The sequence below is a fragment of the Pinisolibacter sp. DMC19 genome, assembly GCF_056313985.1.
Genome location: NZ_JBQUZF010000009.1, coordinates 76,324 through 97,773, shown reverse-complemented (window position 1 = coordinate 97,773; position 21,450 = coordinate 76,324). Strand labels below are relative to the sequence as shown.

The following is a 21,450-nucleotide window of genomic DNA, read 5'->3' as shown; positions in this document are numbered from 1 at the left end:
GCGCACCGAGCCCGCCATGCTTAACACAGGAAATGCTTACAAGGCGTGACAATCGAGTCACAGGTGTTTTTCCGCGCACGCTCGGGTGGCACGCGCGACGAGTTCGGGAATGCCGCGAGCGGCTTCCGCCGCCATCGCCTCGACGGCGCGACGGGTGGCCGCGGCGGCCTTCGCGCGGGCTTCCGCGTCGTCGATCAGGGTCAGGATCGCGGCTATCCACAGGCGGCGCCGGTTGGGGATGATCACTTCGTCGGAGCCGTCGCCGGTACCGTAGGCCGGCGAGGCGGAGAAGACGCCGGCGGCGCCGAGACGGGCGACGTCGATCCGCTTGGTGCCGGCACGGGCGCGGTTGGCGCGCGAGCGCAGAAGCGGCACGACGACGATGTCGGCGCGCTCACCCCGGCTGCGCTCGAGATAGGCGGGCCAGGAGGTCGGCGCGACGATCGCGACGCGATCGAGGCCCTTCCACAGGTCGCGGGCGCGGTCGTCGGCGATCACCTCGAGGACGACGTCGGGGCGGAGCCGCAGGACCTCGGTCAGGATGGGGACGAGGAAGCGGTGCTCACGCAGGTGGATGCCGGTCGCATGATAGGCGATGCGCAGCGGCGCGCCGTCGACGCGCGGGGCCGCGGCACCGCACCAGATCTCGGGCAGTGGGGCCGGCGGCAGGACGGCGATGCCGTCGCCGCCGATCGCCTCGGCGAGTGCCGGCGTCGCCGTCCAGACGTGGTCGACGTGGCGGTTCAGCCGGGCGAGAGGCGCCAGCGCGCGGTGCCACAGGAACAGGCGATAGCCGAGAGTGGCGTCGGCACCGGTGACGACGGCGCCGACGTCGTCGTCGGTGAAGACGCCGACGCCGGCGAGATCCGGCCCGTTGCGGTCGATCCAGGCGAGCGCCGGCCGGCTGGCGTAGCGGCAGACGAGGACGAAGGTGCCCGCCGCCTCGAGACCGTCGATCGCCTCCCGGTCGCGGATGTCGACGACGCGGGCCGGCGGCATGCCGGGGGCGGCGAGGCGGGCGGCGAGATAGTAGTCGACCGTCGGATTGGGCAGGCGGGCGAAGACGACGATGCGTTCGATCGGCCGATCGGCGCGGGTCGATGCGGCCCGGATCGTCGGGCGCGGCAGGCGGCGTGCCACGGCGCCGGCGATGCCGCGCAGGGCGCGGCGGACATGGGCACGCAGCCGTCTCGCCCGGCGCTTCATCGCGCAAACCTCGCCGACCTGTCGCGCGGGGCGATCGCCGGCAGCAGGGTCTCGCCGGCGAGCGACAGGGCGGGGGAGTGGAACGGGTCGCGCATCAGAGCCTCGCCCCAGCGATCGATCATCACCGCCTCCTCGGCGGCGCGCCTCGCCCGCGTCTCGGCCGTCTCGGCGCGGCCGCGGCTCGCCTGTTCGCGGTGGAGGAGCGTCGCGGCGGGCGTCCAGACGATGCGGAGACCGCGTGCCCGCAGCTTCAGGCACCAGTCGACGTCGTTGAAGGCGACGGCGAGCCTTCCGGCGTCCATGCCGCCGATGGAATCCCATGTCGTCCGGCGGGTCAACAGACAGGCCGCGGTGACGGCGGAGACGTCGCGCCGCAGCGAGAGGAGGCCGCCGTCCTCGCCGCCCTCGGGCCGCAGGAAGGCGAAGGCATGACCGGCGATGCCGCCGGCGCCGAGCGTGATGCCGGCGTGCTGGATCGCGCCGTCGGGGAAGAGCAGGCGGGCGCCGACCGCGCCGACGCTCTCGTCCGCCAGTTCGGCGACCATGGCGCGGAGCCAACCGGGTTCGCGTGCCTCGACGTCGTCGTTGAGGAGCAGCAGGTATTCGCTCGTCGCCGCCGCGATGCCGGCGGCATTGAGGGCAGGGAAGTCGAAGGGGCCGGGGGCGACGATGCGGCGGACGCGCGGATCGGCCTCGAGCCGGCGGAAGAGATCGAGCGTCGCCGGCATGACCGAGCCGTTGTCGACGACGATCACCTCGAGCTCGACGCCGGCGGTCCTCGTGAACAGCCCGTCGAGGCAGGCGGCGAGGAGATCCGGCCGGTCGCGGGTCGGGATCACCACCGAGACGGCGGGGCGGACGTCATCGGCGAGGCTCGGCGCCGGGCGCGGCATCGGTCGTGGACGCGGAGCCGCGGCCGGTCGGGCGACGAGCAGGCGGGGGACATGGGCGATGCGGTCGTCGCCGCCGGCCTCGGCGATCGCGAGGAGCCGGGCCGCGGTGTCGGCTTCGGTGAGGGCGGAGGGCAGAAGGCCGCGACGGACGACGACGGCGGTCGGCGCGAAGCCGCCGGCCTCGGCCAGCGCGCGGTTCCAGGCGGGGTGGAAGAGCGGATCGCGCGGCCGTCCGTCGGCCGCGATCGTGTCCTCGTCGCAGTAGACGGCGAGCGTCGTCGGATCGACGGCGAAGGGGCGGACGAGATGGTGCAGCGCGTCGGGCGAGAGCCGCGTGCCGGCCGGCAGCACGAGGTCGAGATCGGCATCCGCCGCCGCCGCGTTCGGGTCGGCGATGACGACACCGTCGGTCCAGGTCTGCGCCGCGAGGTCGGCGAGGGTCGCGGCGCGAAGGCCTGCGTCGTCGCCGAGGAGGCGGACGGCGAGGCGGGGACGGGCCGGCCAAGTCGCCTGCTCGGCGATCCACGACGGGCGATCGGCGGCGTCCTCGGCGGCGCGCAGCGCCAGCAACGCCGCGTGGGGCGGCGTGGCGATCGCCTCGAGGAGGCGCAGTAGACGGATCTCGGTGCCGCGGCGGTTGCCGCCGAGGGCGAGGCGCAGGATCGCGGCGAGCCGTCGCGGCCGGGCGGTGAGCGCGCCGAAGAGGCGAAGCGGCGACGGCCGGGCGAGGTTCGCGCGCGGCGGTCGACCGGTCGCCGCGGCGTCGGGCGCTGGCACGAGGGCGACGGCCTTCGTCTCCGCCGGCAGGAGCAGTGTCAGCCGGCCGCGACCGGCCGCGTCGACGTGGAGATGGCGCGGCGGCACGGCGCGGGCGGGGTCGAGCACCAGGGCGACGGCGGGCGTCGCGCCGAGGCGGTGGTCGGGATCGTCGACACGGATCTCCGCGAGGCGGCCGGCGAGCCGGTCGATCGGGCGATCGGGCGTGACCGCGACGGTCGTGCCCGTGTCGGCCCCCGGTCTCATGGGCCGCTCCCGTCGGGGCGGGCGGCGAGGAAGGCGGCGAGCCGCGGCGGCGGGTCGACGAAGCCGCCGGGTTCGTTGACCCGGCCGGTGACGATGCGATCGACGATCTCGGCGACGGCAGCGGCGCGGCCGGCGGGATCGTAGAAGTCGCCCTTGATCTGGGTGGTGGCGCCGAGCAGGCGCAGGAAGGCGTCGACGAGCTCCGGATCGGGCGCTTGCGGTGCGCGCCAGAACGTGTCGAGCGGGCCGGTGTGTGCGAGGCCCGGCATGTCGTAGACGGCGGCGCCGAGCACGGCGAGCGGTCGGCCGGCGCGCAGCACGTGGATGCCGACCGTCGAATTGACCAGCAGCACGCCGCGGGATCGCAGAATCAGCCCGCCGAGATCGCCGCCGATGACGGTGAAGACGCGATCGGCGACGCCGTGGCGGGCGGCGATCCGTGCGGCGACGCGGTCCCAGCGCTCCATCATGTTGTCGTGCGGGTGCAGCTTCACCACCAGCCGCTCGTCGGGCGCGGCATTCTCGGCGAAGGAGCCGATCACCCTCTCCAGGAGGTTGGAGAGATGACCCCAATGGGAATTGGCGCGAATCTGGAAATCGGCCTGCAGCTGCAGGGCGAAGAGCCAATAGCGCGTGTCGGGGCTCCAGCGCTCGATCGCCTTGGTCACCTTGCGCAGCCGCGGCACCACGAGGGCGCGCGGGAACCACGAGAGATACTCGTGAATGGTATTGTAATACCGTTCCGATCGATAACCCGGGTAGAGCGGCCGGGCGAAGAAGTCGACCAGCGACTGGGCGACCTCGTGGGCGGCGAGCACGTGGAAGCGGTGGCGGTGACGGATCTCGAAATCGGGCGCCGGCAGGCCGCGGGCGCGTTCGCGCACCAGGTCGGGATCGTTCGGGAAATGCGAGCGCACGCCCATGCCACCGCGTTCGAGCGTGACCCAGTCGGGGCGGAAATAGCCGTTCTCGACGACGTGGAACCGCACGCCGAGCCGCGCCGCGACCTCGGCGGCGGCGGCGTGGAAGGGCAGGCGATCGGCGTAGCACAGGATGTCGGTGATGCCGTCGCGCGCGATCAGCGCCTCGAGCCAGGCGGGCCAGCGGGCGAGCGAACCGCGATAGGAGACGGCCCCGGGCCGGCGCCAGAACAGTGCGTCGGAGGGCGCGAGATGGACCTTGCGCGTCCGCGCGCCCCGCGCTTCGAAGGCGTCCGCGAGCTCGCCCCAGAGCGGCGAAGAAGGGCCTTGCAGGAACAGGACGAATGGGATGTAACCGGTCGCGGCCATCGCCGGATGAATCCTCTTCCCTCGACCTCGTGTTCGGGAAGAGGGTTTATGGACGAACCCCCGGTGGGTCAACTCCGCGGTCCCTCTGTCTGTGACGCCCGGGGGAGTTTCGTCGGTCTGCGAAGCTTCGGCGAGATCGGGGATCGAACGTCGCCGGGGGGCGAGGGATCGTTTTTTCAGGCAGCCCGACTGCCTCGTCTCAGGGGGGATTTCAGCACGATGGCGAAGATTGCACTCGTTACCGAAGAATTGTCGGTCTTCGGCCGTTCCGGCGGGATCGGCGCGGCCTTCTACGAACTCTCGCTCGTTCTGGCCGACCAGGGACACGAGGTCGACATCGTCTATGTGCCGCAGGCGATGCCGGCGCCGGCCGACGAGGCGCGCCTGCGCGACGGCTTTGCCGAACACGGCATCGCGCTGCAGATCGTCGACGTCTCGCGCTGGGCCTGGTCCGTAGGTGGCGTCAAGGAACGCGCCTATGCGGTCTATCGCCACCTCGCCGAGAAGGCCAAGACCTGGGACTTCGTGCATTTCCACGACTACAAGGGTCTCGGCTTCTTCTGCACTGCCGCCAAGGAACAGGGCGAAGCCTTCGCCGAGACGACGCTGGTCGTGCAACTGCACGGGCCGTTGCGCTGGACACTGCATGCCAACGCGGCCCTGTTCTTCCACGCCGATCAGTTGCTGATCGACCATCTCGAGCGCGAATCGATCCGGCTGGCCGATCACGTCGTCAGCCCGAGCCGTTATCTCGTCGACTGGATGAAGGCGAACGACTTCGTCCTGCCGCCCGACGAACGCGTCCACGTGATCAAGAACGTCTGCAGCCAGAGCGTGAAGATGCGCCGCGCCGGGCGATCGGCGGGCGAACGGGTCGACGTGCGCGAGCTGATCTTCTTCGGCCGCCACGAGCGGCGCAAGGGTATCACCTCGTTCTGCGAGGCACTGGAACTGGCGGCGCCGGCACTCGAGAAGGCGGGCGTCTCGGTCTGTTTCCTCGGCGGGCTCGGCGAACTGAACGGCATGCCGTCCGGCGTCTTCGTCAACGAGCGGGCACGCTCGTGGAAGTTCCCGATCGAGTTTCGCATCGGGCTCGACCGTCGTGGCGCGCTCGCCTTCCTCGCGTCGCGACCCGACGCGCTGGTGGTCATTCCGTCGTCGGCGGAAAATTCGCCCTATACGGTGGTCGAGGCGATGGCCGTCGGCCGTCCCGTCCTGACCTCCCTCCAGGGTGGCGCGCGCGAACTGATCGCCGAAGCCTTCCACGACGAGGCGGTGGTGGAGACCGATCCGGTCTCGCTCGCTGCCCGAATCACCGCTCTGATCGAAGGCGGCGTGCGGGTTCCCGCCTTCGCCGAGCCGCCAGAGGCGATCGCCGAACAGTGGAGTGCCTTCCACCGCGACCTGCCGCGTCCGGCCCCGGCGTCGGTGGGTGATGGCGCCCATCCGAAGGTGGTGCTCGGCATCACCCATTTCGAGCGGCCGGAGAAGGTGATCGGCGCCATCGTCTCGGCGCTCCGGCAGACCTACGACAACCTCGAGATCGTGGTGGTCGACGACGGTTCGCGCTCGGAGGCGACGCGTGCGGCTCTGCCGCGGATCCGCAAGATGCTGCAGCGGGCCGGCGGGCGCCTGATCGAACGGGAGAACGGCTATCTCGGCGCGGCGCGCAACACGATCGCCGCGGCGACGCAGTCCGACTATCTCCTCTTCCTCGACGACGACGATCTGCTCTTCCCCGACGCGGTCGAGCGCATGGTCGCCGCCGCACAGAAGACGGGAGCCGAAGTCGTCAACTGTCTCAATTACTTCCTCGACGTCGCCGAGCGCGCGAAATACGAGCTGGCGCCCGAGACGTGGCAGGGCAAGGTCTCCTACGTCCCGCTCGGCGGGCCGTTGTCGCTCGCTCACGTCGCCAATCATTTCGGGGCCGCGACGGCACTGCTGCGCCGTGACTTCTTCCAGAAGATCGGCGGCTACACCGAGATCCAGCGCGTCGGTTACGAGGACTACGAGCTCTTCCTGCGAGTGGTTCAGGCCGGCGGTCGCGTCACGATCCTGCCCGAGCCGCTCTATCTCTACGAGGTCGGCAAGCCGAGCATGATCTCGGCGACATCGCGCATCGTGAACAAACGCCGGGTGTTCGAGGCCATCGATTTCACCACGGGCGCGGCCGCTTGGCGCGACGCGCTGGAACTGGCGACCGGTGCCGAAGCGGTCGCCGACGAGGCCAATCATGCAAGCTGGGCTCGTTCCATCTCGCCCCATCGCGAGTTGCTCGAGCGTCTGGTCTCGCAGGAGCGGTCGCTCTCGGAGAAGGTCGAGGATCTCGCCGCCCACGCGCGCGCGATCGGCTCGACCGGCGCAGCGGTCGCCTGGGGCGACGCGATGCGCCGGCCCGACGACGTGGGCGGCGGCGAGGAACGACGGGTCCGGGTGACGCGCGGTTCGTCGGGCGGGGCGTCGTCGTCGTTCGGGGTCGGTCTGCCGGTCGAGATGGCCGACGTGCTGGCGTCCTGGTCGCTCGGTCGGGTCGACACCGCGGCCCGCGAGTTCGCCGAGATCGTCGCGCGTCGCGGCGAAGTGGCGCGGTATCACGTCGACTGCCTGCATCTGCTGATCGCCGAGCCCAAGTTCGAGACCGGGACGGCGACGCTGCTGCTCGACGCACTGAGCCGAGCCTGGGTCGATCGGGAGGCCGCCACCGATCTGCGCGGCGTGCTCGGCCTGTTGGCGGCGATCGCCGATCGTCATTCCGAGGCGCGCGATCATTTCGGCGCGGTGGAGGAAGTAGAGGCGGCCGACTACGTCCGCCTCTACCCCGATGTCGCCGAGGTCTTCGGCGAGGCGGCTCGGTCGAGGGCGCTCCGGCACTATCACGACTACGGTCACGGCGAGGGGCGCTCGGGCTTCCGCATCCTCGCGCGTGCCGCCGAGACCTATGGCCGACGCCACGGGCGCCACGTCTCGCCCTTCGTCTTGACGACGGAGATCGTGGTGCCGGCTTGATCCCGCGACGTGCCGGTGAGAGATCGTAAGGTTGTTTCTTCGGAAGACGCATATTGCATCATATGCTTCTTCCGAAGAAACAACCTAGATTGTGACTGCAGGGGGCGGACATGAAGAATGCTCGCTTTTATGGAGCAGTGAACCTGCTTTGTTTCTGAATTCGGGCATACATTGAACTTTAACGATGATAGGAATAGATCGAGTTTGCCATCCTTGGCGACGGCGCATTCTGGGAGTCGCAATTGGAAAGAGCTTGATGTATGCTGACTAAGCTTGAATGTCGAGCTTAGAGGACGACTATATGCAATTCGCGCTCATTTCTCATCCACGCTGTGGAACGACGTTCTTCCGGGACATGTTGAACGCGAATCCGGCGATTTTTTGCTATGGAGAAGTATTTTTTCCCGACTATTTTCATTGGGGATTCTATAGCTTCATGATGGAGCGCGCGCGAAAGAATCCGGATCTTGCTCTTCCGTCGAATTGGACTCCTGTGCTCAATGATTATTTCAACCAGCTTACGGGGGTTATGTGTGAAGCGAAGAAATCGCACATTGGTTTTGATATAAAGATCCCGCAAATGCAGTCTATATATAATATATATAGCTTTTTATATAATAATAATTTTGGTGTTGTGCATCTTCGGCGGCGAAATGTCGTCGAGGCTATCGTTTCTTTGGAAATCATGGCGGCAAACGAGGCTTCGGGGATTCCGGTTCATTCGGGAACGAAGCCGCCATTGCGATCAATTCATGTCGATCGCGATTGGCTGTTGCAACGGATCGACGAGATCAATTTTTACGATGATCAGATCGAGAAAAATTTTTCCAGCATCCGGTATGTCGATATATCTTACGAAGACCTCATCGATCAAGATCGACGATTGGTGGTGCAAAAGCGGCTCGGTGATTTCTTTCAGACAGATATTGTTCTTCAAGATACTGTATACGTCAAGCAAGGCTATTCACTATCTGAAACTGTGACGAACTACGCAGATATCGCCGACATCTGCGAGTCGCTGCTTGCCGAGATGGTGTGATTGCCGTTGCTCTGCGAATTGTCGCCTCACACCATGTTCTCGCGGATGCTCGACACCGTCAAATGTGACGATGCCCCAGAGGATCGGGGCGACGAAGAAGAAGGCGGCGTATCGATCGGCCGGGATCCCGCGCGAGGTCTTCGCGCAGCGCGTTGTACAGGCCCTGAAGTCGGACTGCAGCGCGGCCGCAAGCGGGGAGGCCGTCGAGATGGCGTGTTCGAGGAATCGACGGGCGCCTGACGAGCAGCGCTCGCGATCGACTGCGCTCGTCGGTCGAGCGGTCCGCGCTCGCAGGAGCCTGCACGACTTCGACGCGGCGCGTCGGTCGAATGGAATGCCCGTTCGGCCGGACCACCCTCCGCTCCGCACTCGCAAGAGGACGGACATGAAACATGACTTTGTCGCCTTGCATTCCGACGAGCGGCGGTCTCTTCTGCCTTCATACACATACTGTACTCTACCCTCGGGACGGCACGGGTAATGAACATCGTCTACGAGACGAGCAACATATTGGCTCGTGGCCGTCTCGGTGTCGGCGACGGACGTGTCTTGTTCGTTACTTTCTGTCCCTGGATCGAGGAGCCGTCTCTGCTTGCGGAAGGCTTCGGGGAGAGATTTCTCGCGCGTGAGGGCATCGATGCCGTTCATGTCGTCACTGCGAGGAACGACTGGTTCCAACACGACGATACCGCCGCGTGCATCGAAGTCATCAAGAGAACTGCTTCGAATTACGATCTCGTCGTGACCTATGGCAGCAGCATGGGAGGGTACGGAGCGCTCAACTTCGGCCCCATCTTGGGAGCAAAGCGGATCATCGCGCAGATACCTCAGTTCTCGATCTGGAGGGGGGATGTGCCGCACGAAGAGCGATGGACCAACGAAGCTCACAAATACCCCCGCGTCTGCGACCACATGAAAGATCCGCTGCCGGAGGGCTGCCGGGCGTATGTCCTGTTCGACCCGCTGTTTGCGCCGGATCGTCGGCAGGCACACAAGATCAAGGAATACAAGGACGTCGTGTTCGTGGGGTTGCCGTTCATCGGCCACACCTACGTCGGCGGAGCCATTCTGAAGCAGGTCGTCAAGTCGGTCGCGAGCGGGGAGGAGGCCGACCTCGTCGGAGCGGTGGGTCGCGCCCATCGCGCTTCGAAGAGGCAATCGGGCGTCTACTATTTCCAGATCGCGGGACAGCGTCGATCTCTCGATCGCGAAAAGAAGCTGGCTCTGCTGACCAAGGCGGGGGGGCTGGCTCCGGACGACTTCAAGATTCACAACCAGTTGGCCTTGGAACTGTCGAAGGCCGGGCGGCATCTCGAGGCATTGTATGTCCTGAAGGTCCAGACCCTGATTCACCCCGGGAAGGGCGCGTTGTTCAGCCACATCGCGCAGATCCACGCGAGTCTGGGCGACGCGTCGACGGCCCTGGAGAACGCCGAGACGGCGGTGAGGTTGTCGCCCTCGACGTCCTGGTTCCAGCACCATCTCGCCAGTCTCCTGAGCGCGGCGGGGCGGAACGAGGAAGCGATGAAGGCCCAGGAACAGGCGATCTCACTGGCGCCGTTGAACGCAGCCTATCAGTGCCAGGCGGGCCGGATCGCGGATGCGCTCGGCAATCGGGCCGCGGCAGTGGCATTCGCCCGCCGAGCGACGGAACTCGCGGGCGACAACTTCTACAACTGGCATACCTATGCCCATGTGGCGGAGCGCGCGAACATGATCGAGGTCGCTCTCTCGGCGGCCGAGAGAGCGCTGGAACTCGCGCCGGACAATCGCTACTGCCGCTCGCATGCCGAGCGTCTCCGTGTCGCCGCCGCCTCGGGCTGATCGGGGGGGGGGAGACCGGCGGCATCCGGGGTACGCGAGGTCGGCTCCGCCCTCCGTCATGCGCGATGTCTCCGGACGTGGCCGACATGCGCCTTCGACGGATCTTGCCGTTTCAGCCCGCTCGACGCTTGGCATCGACCGTGGTCGCGAGATCGCCGACGTTCTTGAAGGATTCGATCTCGCGCGAGGTGAACTTCACGCCGAAGTGCCGCTCCACGGCGAGCATCAGGGTGATGTTGGTCAGGGAATCCCAGCCGATGACATCGGCTGCCGTCGTCGTGGCGTCGACCTCGATCGCGTCGTCCATGAAGAAGTGGCGGATCAGTTCCTGCAATTCGTCGATCGTGCTCATGCGCGATGGTCTCCGAGATTGCGTTTCAATCCTGACGGTGCAGCTTCCGCTCGATCGGCACGTCGGCCGGAACGTGAGTTGCGACGTCCAGCCGCCAGTACGTCGCGCCGTCTTCGCCTTCGCCGGCCGCCTCGAAGCCCAGCGATTGATAGAGGCCGGCCACCATCGCGTTCTTTTCGGTCGGCCGATAGGTCCCGAGCAGGGCTCGTACGCCGCAGCGACGTGCCTCTTCGACGAGGCAGTCGAGCATCGCGCGTTCGACCCCACGCTTCAGGACGCGACAGCTCATCAGCCAGCTGTCGATGTCCCAGTTGCCGTTCTCGTCCGCGCGACAGAGGACGACGGCGATCAGGCCGTTGTCGCCGAAGCGATCGGTCAGTCGGAACCACAGGGCCGGCGCGCGTCCTTCGGCCAAGCGGCGGACGTCCTCCTCGGCGTAGCGACGGGTCGTCAGGTTGAACTGATTGGTCTTGTTGATCAATTGGGTCGCTCGGACGATCGTCTCGTCCGTGATCGTTCCCCAATGCATGGTCATCGACAGCTCGCGGAGGTAGTCGTCGAGGCTTTCGACCCGAGCCTCGAGCGCGGCGCGCTCGGCATTGGCGGCATAGGCCTCCCGGCGGGAGAGGTCTTCCGACGTGATGGAACAGGATTCGAAATAGCCGGCGTCGGCAACGCATCCGACATAGAGCGCCGGGTCCGTCGGCAGTTCCGGGACGCACACGTCAGGCAGCTTGGACCGCACCCAGTTCCGTTCGAACGGATTGTCGTCGCAGAAGACGATCGAATCGACGCCGATGTTCAGTTCGCGCGCGATGCGTTCGATGTTGGTCGCCTTGTCGTCCCAGTTGGCGACGAAGCAGGAGATGTCGTCGAGGCGGAGCAGCATGTCGCCATGGCGTTCGAACGGCAGACGGGCATTGGCCTCGTCGTTCTTGGAGCAAACCGCCAGGATCACGCCGCGTTTCGACAGGGCGAGGGCATATTCCTGAAACGCGAGGAAGGCCTCGCCTTCGGCATTGCCCTGTCCGATGGCGATGCCGCCGAGCCCGTCGTCGCCAATGACGCCGCCCCACAGGGTGTTGTCGAGGTCGAGGACGAGACACTTGCCCGAACGACCGTGGCGAGCCGCGAGAACGCGCGCGACGAGGTCGCCGAAGAGCGGCGCAGCGAGCGGGCCGACTTCCTGCTTGGCGCGAAACCAGAGGGCGGAATCATGCCAGGCGGCCAAGCCGTGGCGGTGTGCGGCGTCGGCGACGTCGACGAGATCGACGCCGGCTCGATCGCTCTCGATGCGGATGCGCTCGTTCAGCGCATCGACACAACGCCGGCGCGACGCGAGCAGACGGTGTTCGTTCGAGCCCATCAGCGCAGGGAAGACCGGTAGTACGGTCTGCTGCAGGACCTGCGCGCCGAAATTCTCCTTGGCGAGCGACCACAGCCGACGGATGCGTTCGAAGGCCTCGTCGACGGCGGCTTCGCCCGGGACGGGGGAGGAAAACAGATGATGCGCGTCGAGGCAGATCAGGATGGCGGTCGGCGCGAAAAGGCCGGTCGCGGATGTCCTGTCGGCGAGTTCCGAGAAGGTCTGGCCGTAGGGGCCGACATGGAGGTCGACCCAGAGATTGCGACGGCAGGCGCCGACGCGGATGGCCGGCAGCAGATGTTCGACGGTCGACGACGCGACGACCGCCAGGCGCATCGAGCCGACGGCCTCGGTCGGCGGCTCCGCGCCGCAGGTGCGGGCCAGAGACGACGCCAGATGATTCGTCGTGACGAAGTCCAGCCGGACGCGCGCGGCTTCGACGAAGGAACGCCAGGCGGTGTCCTGCCCGCGGGCGAGACGCATCAGGCGGGCCCTGACGTCCGCGTCCTCGGGCAGCCAGTAGAGGTCGGTCGAGCCGGTGCCGGTCATTCGATGATCTTCGCCTCGACCAGAGCGTCCGCGATCATCTTGCCGACGACACCGCAGCCGTGTTCGTTCATGTGGATCGTGTCGTAGAAGATGTCGTTCGTATCGATCCGTCTTTCGACGTCGATCAGCAGGACGCCCTCGCGCTCGGCAAAGGCACGGGTGGCCTCGTTCACCGCGCTGCGGCAAGCGAGTTGCTTGCGATAGTACTCGCTGCCGACGCCCATGGTGCGGTCGACGTATTCGTCTATTGTACGGGAGGGAACGGTCGCCACGACGAGGAGCCCGCCGTACGTTTCGACTGCCGCTTTCAACAAGGTGAGCATCCGAATTCGTTCGGCCATATCGACCGATTCCAATGTGATCGTGTCAGTTCCAACCCGATGCTCGGCAATCGGATTGAGCGCCTTCTCGGATGCCCCCTCGCCATTTACCCAATATAGGCCTTTTGAGCTCAATACAGCTGCATCGCTGCCGCAGTTCATCAGTATCATTACGCTTGGAGACTGAGGGATGCACTTGTTTATGTAGATATTGAGAGAATGTAATGTCGTACAGTTCGACATTGCATTCATGAGAACGTCGACGCTGTAGCCGCCATCTCTGAGTTTCGTCTCGATCTGAGCACCGAGACGCTTGTCCTCCGATATGAAGAAGCTCTCGGAGGCGCTGTCCCCCAAAAGGACGATTTTCTTGCCGTCGGATGAAGGTGCGCCGGACCGCATGAACCCATGCTCATCAGAGCGTAGACGGTAATCGCCACGAGGCAACGATCCGTCGCATCCCTTCAGATAATCGTCGCTCGGCGTGACTGTCGTATCGACCGACGGATCGAATTCTTTCAACTTGATCCAGCGAACCATCGCATTCCTCATCGTGCATTTAATACGTCCTGACTCCCAGGGGTCAGATATTGCCCTTCCGGAAAAGTCATTCACTGATTTCGGCTCGGCAACAAGTCACGAGTGGTGGCAATTTAGCCGAATATAATATCTATGTAGTTCTTCCAAAACATTTCAGACATATGGAAATCCGCAGATTTCTTTTCGATGTTTGAAAATATTGAATATTCATTCTTGGTACTAGTTATATTTAGTGTCGTTTCTTCTGGTTGGCCCTTGTATTGCCATCCGATTTTGGCAAGCCATTCGGACCGCAATTTGTTTATGGTTGTGATCGTGCTTTCTCTCTGCGCAACATTCTTCGCGTCCGCTCGAGCTTCTTTGGAGTCGGCGGGAAGAAAGGGCGAGGCAAGCAGGATTCTCCGTGCATTCGGCGCGGCTTGGGAGATGCTGTGCAATAAATCCGATGCATTTGCTTGAGTCCGATAGTGTCCTTGCGAAGGAGGAGAAGCAAAAATTCCGTCGGCCCATTGTGTGACATCTGAGTTTGCGCTGCCGCAAAAACCATCGAACTCGCTCAGTGTCTCTACGGAAATCGGTGTTTCTCCAATGTAAATTGTCTCTCCGTCGCAATTTAATAAAGTCGAAAAGTGTCCTCTGAATAGCATGTCGACCGCGATGATCGTGTCGAAGTTCGACACGTCTCTCATCGCGGTTGAAAAACTGTCTATAATCGGTAGGGTCCAGGCGACTCGTGCTTCGCACACATTTCGTATTTGGTCGATGCCGGCGAGTTGAATGCCTTCGCCGTCGAGCTTCGGCGGGCAGGTTCGGACTACACGCCGAAACAGCGGTTCCTGAAGAAAGGCGGGCGTCACCTCGATCGTCGCCACCGAGTTCAAATGACTCTTATAATAACGCAAGGCTTTTGCCAGATCAGCGCCATGCGACGTTCCAATTACGAGTGTTTTCATCGCGCAAACTCCGCCAACACCGCTTCGTCGCATTGAGGATCTGCGTCGTCGATTGGGCTGCCGGATTGCTTCTGCTCGACATGCTGGGGGGCGACGGGATCGTGTTGATCGAAGAAGGTACGCATCACCGTATCTACCCCATCCGGGGCGATGGAGCGCAAGTTTCCTTCATAGAAAATGCCCCGGGCGGCCTGGTTGGTGATGATCTCGTATGAAGGGAAGTAATCAATATCGGCGTTCGTGTCCGATAGATATCCGGCGGCCGCTCTCAGCACCGACTTCGAGTATGTCGTCGCCGTCAGGACGTGGTTTCCGCTGGCGGTTGCGGTGAGCGGGACCGGAGAGACGGTCAAGACGATGCGGAAGTCGCGATCTCCTCGCAGTGCCTTGACGACTTTGCGAAATTCGTCGAAGTCATCGACAATCTCGTCATACCGAAAATTCTTGAACTCGTATTCCGAAGGGTCGAATCGGCCGGCCACGACACCGGGGGCGACAGGAAGAACCGTTCCCGACGAAAAATGAAGCCAAGCTTCGGTCAAGCCGAGCGTGAAAATCATGACGTCCATGCTCGAAAAGAGCGCACGCACGCATCTCAGGTGGAAGTCTCGGTGGGCGCGCACTTCGGCTATGGAACGCAAACCGGCCGGCTCTACCGAGGGACGGAGCCCATCAAAGTATCGACCGTTCGACTCCAGGACAAATCCATCGGGTTCCCACAGCCCCGCAGCTTCCTTGGCCAGTTGCAGGAGTTGTCGCACCGTATAAATGTTTCCATACCGTGCAGAATATATTGCATACCCGAACTTCTGATGGGAGCTCTCGTGAAGGCCCCATGGTGCCCGTTCGACGTCGAGTACATTGAAGCCTCTCTTGCGCATATGTCTGGTGACGTGTTGCGCAAAGCAGCTTCCGGCGGCCATGATCGCAGCCGACTTCTCGATCGAAAATTTCTTTTTGTAGATGGCTTTGGGGTTCAGCGGCGAACACTCTGCAACGCCGCTGCGCCAAAACATGTGAGGGTCTAGATTGCTGTAGGGGTTTTGGCTTTGAGCTTTGGGTTCTCTACTCATCGCATGTCCGTCAGAATCGAATTCTCAGAATTGGATCGGTGAAAAACTATACATGATCGAGAGAGACGTCGTCGATGTGCTGAGTGCGCCAAGCGCGATTCCCTTGGCCCATGCCTCACCATAGGCGGAGCCTGGCAGAAGTCCACGTCCCTTTCATGACCTTCTGTTCATCTCACGTCATGTTCTCCCGGATGCTCGCGACCGTCAGCGTGACGATGCCCCAGAGGATCAGGGCGACGAAGAAGAAGGCCGCGATGTCGATCGGCGGGTCGGGGTAGAGCGCGGCCTGGGGGAGGCTCGGCGGCACGATCACCATGAGATAGAGCGCCTGGCGGCCGAGATTCTGGCGCGCACGCTGCACGGCCGCTTCGGCGGTGGTGTAGAGCCGCTCGGCGAACTTCTCTTCCAGGCTGAGCTGTTCGAAACGGCCGGTGGTCGCGGCGATCGAGCCCTCCGAGCGGTCGGTCAGGCGGGCCTGGAGCTCGGCGATCTGGCGGTCGAGGGCGGCGAGGCGGCCTTCGACGATACGGACCGACGGCGTCGACTGGGCGAGCGATGCGGTCAGCGCCGTCAGCTCGTTCTGGGTCTTCAGCCGCTCGAGCGAGAGGCTCGTCAGGAGCTGGCCGATCGAGGTGGCTGCGGCGGCGGGGTCGAGGTAGAGGTTGTGGGTGCGGTAGTCGCGCAGCGCCTCGCGTGCCGCAAGGAGGCGGTCGCGGGACTGCGTCGCCTCCGCCTCGGCATCGGCCATGGCGTCCTTGCGGATGCGCAGCGAGATGTCGTTGACCAGCGCCTCGCTCCTGGCGACGATCTGCGCGGCGAGGTCGCGCGAGGTCTGCGGATCGAAGGCCCAGACCTTCAGGAAGATGATGTTCGAGACGTTGTTGACCTGGACTTGGACGCGACGGTTCCAGTATTTCCACAGCTCCTCGGACGTCCCGCCACGCAGCCGCGACAGGACATCGGCGCGATCGGTCCCCCAGATCTTCAGAAGCGCCGCCTCGCCGCCGACGTCGGCGACGATCGCCCGGCTCTGGATGTAGTTGGAGACCATGAAGGCGTTCTGCAGATTGGTCGAGCCACTACCGTCGCCGAGCTTCGACAGGACCGACAGCGACTCGACGATCTTGCTCTGCTCCTGGTCCGACCGCACCGTGAAACGCACCTCGGTGACGTATTGATCGGCGGCGAAGACGAGTGTCCAGAGCGCGAAGAGGACGGTCGGCAGGGCGACGAAGAGGGCGAAGGAGCGCCCGAGGCCGCCGGTGCGGCCGGGCAGGGGTACGGCGTCGCGCTCGCCGGCGAGGTCAGGCAGTCCGGGTGCACGCACGAGGTCGACGAGATGCCGCTTCGCCGCCGCCAGACGCGCACGCATTCCGCGCTCGGGCGCAGCGGCGGTCGGGCTCGCATCGACGATGGCGGGGCGGTTCTTCATCCGTCCGGCGTCTCCGGGTCCTGGTCGATCGCGTCGGCCGCGGTGACGGGGGTCCCGTCCGGCCGCCGCTCCGTCTTCCTCGAAGCACCCGCGTGCCCCTTGCGGAGGGTTCTTCGGTTACATCATATTCGCAGGGAAATGAACTCCCGGCGACGAGGTCGGCGAGGACGAGGGTTCCATGTCTTCATCGGATGGCTGGGTCTGGCTCGATCGGACGGGCGGGGCTCTGGGACAGCGACTGCGGGTGATCGGCGCGATCATGCTGCAGGACATGCGGACGCGGTTCGGCCGCACCCACGTGTCCTATCTGATCGCCGTCGGCTGGCCGCTCGCCCATCTGCTGCTGATCTTCGGCATCTTCGTCGTGCTCCGGCGGCTGACGCCGATCGGCTCCAGTCGCGAGGTCTTCATCGCGACCGGCGGCCTGCCCTACATCCTCTGCCTCTATCCGGCGCGGTGGGTCTCCTTCGCCATCGTGCAGAACCGGCAGCTCCTCAACTTTCCGGTGATCTCGACGATCGACCTGATCGTCGCGCGCACGGTGGTCGAGTTCCTGACGGCCTTCCTGGTCGCGGCGATCTTCGTCGCCGGCCTCGCGCTCGGTGGCATCGACATGTGGCCGCTCGACCTCGAACGCGCGCTGGGGGCCTCTCTGGCGGCGGTCTATCTCGGGATCGGCTTCGGCGTCTTCAACGTCGTCGGGATCGCGCTCTTCCGCTTCTGGTTCATCCCCTTCGTGTTGTCGATGGCGGTGATGTATGCGAGTGGCGGTGTCGTCAATTTTCTGCCGCTGGTCGGAGACACCGCCCGCGAGGTGCTGTCCTACAATCCGGTCCTGCATCTGGTGACGTGGTTCCGCTCGGCCTATTACGACGGTTACGGCGACATCCCGCTCGATCGCGGCTACATTCTCGTGGTCGCGTCGACGGCGCTGTTTCTCGGACTTGCGGGCAACACGCTGATGCGTGGTCGCATCCTCAAGGCATGATAGGCTCACGGTGCGGCCGGCGGCGTCGTCGCGTCTGGGAAGGACCATGCAGGACCTGATCGTCTCGCCCGAATCGGCCGTTCGACGGATGGAAGGGATCTCGCTCGCGTTGCGGCGAGCGGCCCGCAAGTCGCGCGTGCCGCAGAGCTTCAGTTCGGGCGGCGGCGGCTTTCGCGCCCGGCGGTCCGACAGGATCTATCGCCTCGCCCTGGTCGTCTCCTTCGGACTGATGGTCCTGGTGCCGCTCGTCGTCGCCTCGGTCTATTTCGGCCTCGTCGCCAGTCCGCAATATGCGACCGAGTTCAAATTCGCGCTGCGTTCGAGCGAGCACGGGGTGCTCGATACGCTCACCGGCCTCGGTGGTCTGGGCAGTTCGCAGCAGTCTCAGGACGCGCAGATCGTCGCCAACTACGTCCGCAGCCGCGGCATGGTCGACGCCCTGCAGACGGAGACGGACCTGCGTGCGGTCTTCACGCGGCCCGACGTCGACCGCTTCTCGCGGCTGGAGGCCGACGCGCCGATCGAGGAGCTGGAGAAGTATTGGCGCCGTCGGGTCGACGCCGCGCTCGACGAGACGAGCGGCATCGTCTCGGTCAGCGTCAGGGCCTTCACGGTCGAGGATTCTCTTCGACTGGCCAACGGCATCGTCGCCAAGTCCGAGGCGCTGGTGAACGACATGTCGATGCGCCTGCGGCGCGATGCGCTGGAGCGGGCGACGGCGGAGCTGCGGCGCGCCGAGGGCAATCTGCGCGACGCGACGGCCGCCATGCGCGACGTACGGACCCGCGAGGGCGTGCTCGACACCGGCGCTGCGGCCAAGGGGCTGCAGTCGGTGATCGACGCGCTCCGGGCGGAGCTCTCGGTGAAGGAACAGCAGCTGTCGCTCCAGGGCGGGGCGACCGACGACGCACCGCAGGTGCGCCTCCTCAAGGCGCAGATCGCCGAGCTGCGCCGCCAGATCACCGACTATGTCGGCAAGCTCGCCGGCGGGCAGGGCGCCGACCCGTCGTTGGCGACGCGGCAGTTCACGCTCGGGCGCGCCGAGACCGACGTGAAGATCGCGCAGGAGCAATATGCCGCCGCTGCCAAGGCCTACGAGATGGCGCGCACCGACGTCGAGACGCAGAAGGCCTATCTCGTCACTTTCCTCAAGCCGATGGCGGCCGAACAGTCGCTCTATCCGCGCCGCTGGCTCTACTGGTCGGCGACGGTCGGCCCGGCGTTCCTGCTCTGGGTGGTCTTCGTGACGCTGATGACGCTCGCGCGCGACAACATGTCCCGCTGAGGCGGGAGGGCGTCGACGTGATGTCGTCCTCTCACCCTTCGCCGAGGACGCACAAGCGGGCGATGGGGCCGGTGTCGCCGGGTGGGGCGAGCACCACGGCGGGACGGCCGGCGAGGCGGTCGGCGATCTCGGCGATCTCGGCGGCGGTCGGTTCGTGCAGGAAGGGGACGTGCGGCAACTGGCGGGCGGCGGTGGTCGCCGGACCGGGGAGGTCGGCGATCGTCTTGCGCGCAACCACCAGTACCGGCGCCCGGAAATAGGCGGCGATCGGGGCGATCGGGAGGGCGGGCACGTCGTTCGCGGCGGCCGGCGCGCAGGCGGTCCAGGTGCCGTCGGCCGCGAGCGCGGCGCGGTGGGCGGCGATGCCGGCATCGCCGGTCGCGGCGGTGCGAGCGAAGGTCCAGGAGTAGCCGTGCACCGGGTGGGCCGTGGCGGTGAGTGGCGTGCCGGCACGGGCGGTGATCGTCTCGGCGAGGCGCAGGCGTTCGGCCTCGAGCGCCGGCTTCTGACCGCTGCTCGCCGCCGTCGAGCCGGCGTGGACGCGCCATCCGTAGGCGATCCGGTCGAGGTGTTCGACCGCGAGAAGGCGGTCGCGTGCGATCTCGGCGACGAAGGTCAGGGCGAGCCAGATGTCGAAGGCCGAGCCGATGCCCTCCGGCGGATGACGTTCGGCGATCGACCGCACCACGTCCGTCCGGAAGAAGGTGACGTGGTGCATGTAGAACCAGTGCAGCGCCGACAGCGGGTCGAAGTCGGGCTTGACGAAGGGTTCGGCCGCGCCGGGGCGGAACTTCGCCTCGTCGCAATAGAGCAGGTCGAGGTCCGGCGCGGCGGCGAGGCGGGCGACGAGCGGGGCGAGATCGACCTCGTCGTCGTGGTCGAGGATGCCGACATGGCGCCCGGTCGCGGCGGCGAAGCCGTCGAGATAGGACGCGACGATGCCGAGATTGGCGTCGTGGCGGATCAGCCGCAGCCTCAGGCCGCGGCGCGCCATGCGCTCGGCGAAGGCCGTGACCTCGGGGCTTTCGGGCGTGTCGTCGACGACGATCCATTCGATCGCGTCACGCACCGGGGCGATCGAGGCGGCCAGCCGTTCGAGCTGCCAGACCGGCGTGCGGAAGCAGGGCGTGACGAGGGTCGCGATCGGTGCAGGCAGGGTGTCGGCGCGGATCATCGTCCGCCCCTCGGCGCGCGTTCGAAGCGGGCGCAGACGAGGCCGGCCAGGTCGAGGCGGTTCGGCGCCGCGCCGGCGGTCGGCGGCACGAAACAGTCGAAGGCGTCGAGGCGGTCGCCGACGGTCGCCGGCACGTCGATCGCAATGCGGGTGTCGGAGGCCGCGAGGGCGGAGACCGGGCGGTCGTGGATCAGCGCCGGCGGGATGTTGGCGTGGAGGAAGCGGCCCGGCTCGAGGTCGGCGTAGCGGGTCGAGACGAGGCCGTCGAAAGCCGCGGTGCGCAGGCGGACGGCACGATGGTCGAGGTCGGAGGCGAGGACCAGCGTCGCCAACGCCATGCCGGGGTCGAGGGCGAGGCGGGCGCCGGCACCGAGCCGCAGCACCGGGACCGTCATGAAGCCGTTCGTCCGCTCCAGCCGCTCACAGGGGCCGACGACATGCGGGGCGAGGCGGTCGGGGCCGAGGAAGTCCACGGCGACGGCGTCGAGGAGGCCGGCGGCGACGCCGCGTGCCCGCACCTCGGCGATGCACGGGGTGGCAGGGTCGCCGGCGAGCGCGGCGATGCGCTCGGCGACGAGACTGCCGATCACCGTCGAGGCGGTACCGTGGTGATAGTGCGACTCGTCGGCATAGAGGAAGTCCGGCGGCCAGGGGCCGAAGCCGTCGTACATCCAGCGGCGGACGTCGACGGGCACGAGACCGAGGCCGGCCCAGACGGCTTTCTGGGCGTCGTAGATCCGGTTGGCGACGTCGAGCGCGAAGAACGAGCGCGCCGCGAGGATCACCGGGAGAAAGAGCGCCCTGCCCGTCCGTTCGGCGAGCGCGGCCATGAGGATGGACTGGATCGCGCGCCAATGCGCGACGCCGTGGGTGCGGTGATTGAGGTGGCCGGTGTCGTTCAGCGCGTATTCGTGGACGACGACGTCGACGTCACCGAGATCGGGGCGGGCGAGCAGGCGGGCGACGGCGCCGAGCGACGTGGTACCGCCGACCGAGAGGTTCACGATCTCGACGGTCCGGCCGAGATGGACGGCGAAGTGCCCGGCCATGTGACGGACCCAGCCGTCCGCACTGAGCGAGTTCGAACCGCCGAGAATCAGGATCTTCATGAATGTCCCTTCGACAGACGGGTCGA

At 65.8% G+C, this 21,450-nt stretch carries 16 protein-coding genes; 5 read left to right on the top strand and 11 right to left on the bottom strand.

Annotation, left to right across the window (positions count from 1 at the left end):
- Positions 1-57: 57 nt before the first annotated feature.
- Genes ACT53U_RS18255 through ACT53U_RS18245 form a run of 3 tightly spaced genes read right to left on the bottom strand, consistent with a single transcriptional unit; the run spans position 58 to position 4,411 of the window.
- Complete coding sequence (locus tag ACT53U_RS18255; protein WP_476157236.1) at positions 58-1,206, bottom strand: hypothetical protein; 1,149 nt, start codon at positions 1,204-1,206, stop codon at positions 58-60.
- Positions 1,203-3,122: a glycosyltransferase gene (locus ACT53U_RS18250; RefSeq protein ID WP_476157235.1), complete on the bottom strand. Its 1,920-nt coding sequence runs from the start codon at positions 3,120-3,122 to the stop codon at positions 1,203-1,205. Before ACT53U_RS18250 ends, ACT53U_RS18255 begins: the two co-directional genes overlap by 4 nt.
- Complete coding sequence (locus tag ACT53U_RS18245) at positions 3,119-4,411, bottom strand: capsule biosynthesis protein (protein ID WP_476157233.1); 1,293 nt, start codon at positions 4,409-4,411, stop codon at positions 3,119-3,121. Before ACT53U_RS18245 ends, ACT53U_RS18250 begins: the two co-directional genes overlap by 4 nt.
- A 219-nt stretch (positions 4,412-4,630) precedes the next feature.
- On the opposite strand from ACT53U_RS18245, the gene ACT53U_RS18240 reads away from it, so the two are divergent.
- The 3 genes from ACT53U_RS18240 (at position 4,631) to ACT53U_RS18230 (ending at position 10,283) form a co-directional block, all read left to right on the top strand.
- Positions 4,631-7,420 (top strand): glycosyltransferase, encoded by a 2,790-nt coding sequence (locus tag ACT53U_RS18240; RefSeq protein WP_476157231.1) that lies wholly within the window; start codon positions 4,631-4,633, stop codon positions 7,418-7,420.
- Positions 7,421-7,721: 301 nt separating this feature from the next.
- Entirely contained in the window at positions 7,722-8,459 is a 738-nt protein-coding gene (locus ACT53U_RS18235) for a sulfotransferase (protein WP_476157230.1), read from the top strand.
- A 480-nt stretch (positions 8,460-8,939) separates the two neighbouring features.
- Positions 8,940-10,283: a hypothetical protein gene (locus tag ACT53U_RS18230; protein ID WP_476157228.1), complete on the top strand. Its 1,344-nt coding sequence runs from the start codon at positions 8,940-8,942 to the stop codon at positions 10,281-10,283.
- Positions 10,284-10,395: 112 nt separating this feature from the next.
- Here the strand turns inward: ACT53U_RS18230 and ACT53U_RS18225 are convergent, their stop codons facing one another.
- The 6 genes from ACT53U_RS18225 to ACT53U_RS18200 all read right to left on the bottom strand — a co-directional run bounded on the left by ACT53U_RS18225 (position 10,396) and on the right by ACT53U_RS18200 (position 16,868).
- Entirely contained in the window at positions 10,396-10,635 is a 240-nt protein-coding gene (locus ACT53U_RS18225) for an acyl carrier protein (protein ID WP_476157226.1), read from the bottom strand.
- 25 nt (positions 10,636-10,660) lie between these two features.
- Positions 10,661-12,001, bottom strand: coding sequence for an HAD-IIIC family phosphatase (locus ACT53U_RS18220; RefSeq protein WP_476157273.1), 1,341 nt, complete (start codon positions 11,999-12,001; stop codon positions 10,661-10,663).
- Between the two features lie 545 nt (positions 12,002-12,546).
- Complete coding sequence (locus ACT53U_RS18215) at positions 12,547-13,410, bottom strand: SGNH/GDSL hydrolase family protein (protein WP_476157225.1); 864 nt, start codon at positions 13,408-13,410, stop codon at positions 12,547-12,549.
- Between the two features lie 113 nt (positions 13,411-13,523).
- A complete protein-coding gene (locus ACT53U_RS18210; protein ID WP_476157224.1) occupies positions 13,524-14,363 on the bottom strand; it encodes a hypothetical protein in 840 nt (279 codons plus the stop codon).
- A complete protein-coding gene (locus tag ACT53U_RS18205; protein ID WP_476157223.1) occupies positions 14,360-15,379 on the bottom strand; it encodes a GSCFA domain-containing protein in 1,020 nt (339 codons plus the stop codon). Before ACT53U_RS18205 ends, ACT53U_RS18210 begins: the two co-directional genes overlap by 4 nt.
- A gap of 229 nt (positions 15,380-15,608) precedes the next feature.
- Complete coding sequence (locus ACT53U_RS18200) at positions 15,609-16,868, bottom strand: KpsE/RkpR family capsule polysaccharide export protein (RefSeq protein ID WP_476157222.1); 1,260 nt, start codon at positions 16,866-16,868, stop codon at positions 15,609-15,611.
- Positions 16,869-17,046: 178 nt separating this feature from the next.
- Between ACT53U_RS18200 and ACT53U_RS18195 the strand changes: the two genes are divergently transcribed.
- Together ACT53U_RS18195 and ACT53U_RS18190 are read left to right on the top strand one after the other, a co-directional pair.
- The gene (locus tag ACT53U_RS18195) at positions 17,047-17,856 is read left to right on the top strand and encodes an ABC transporter permease (RefSeq protein WP_476157221.1); all 810 of its coding nucleotides are present in this window, start codon (positions 17,047-17,049) and stop codon (positions 17,854-17,856) included.
- A gap of 46 nt (positions 17,857-17,902) precedes the next feature.
- Entirely contained in the window at positions 17,903-19,141 is a 1,239-nt protein-coding gene (locus ACT53U_RS18190) for a KpsE/RkpR family capsule polysaccharide export protein (RefSeq protein WP_476157220.1), read from the top strand.
- Positions 19,142-19,172: 31 nt separating this feature from the next.
- Here ACT53U_RS18190 and ACT53U_RS18185 read toward each other — a convergent pair whose 3' ends face one another.
- Together ACT53U_RS18185 and ACT53U_RS18180 are read right to left on the bottom strand one after the other, a co-directional pair.
- Positions 19,173-20,315, bottom strand: coding sequence for a glycosyltransferase (locus ACT53U_RS18185; protein WP_476157219.1), 1,143 nt, complete (start codon positions 20,313-20,315; stop codon positions 19,173-19,175).
- Complete coding sequence (locus tag ACT53U_RS18180) at positions 20,312-21,424, bottom strand: SGNH/GDSL hydrolase family protein (protein WP_476157218.1); 1,113 nt, start codon at positions 21,422-21,424, stop codon at positions 20,312-20,314. Before ACT53U_RS18180 ends, ACT53U_RS18185 begins: the two co-directional genes overlap by 4 nt.
- Between the last annotated feature and the right edge of the window lie 26 nt (positions 21,425-21,450).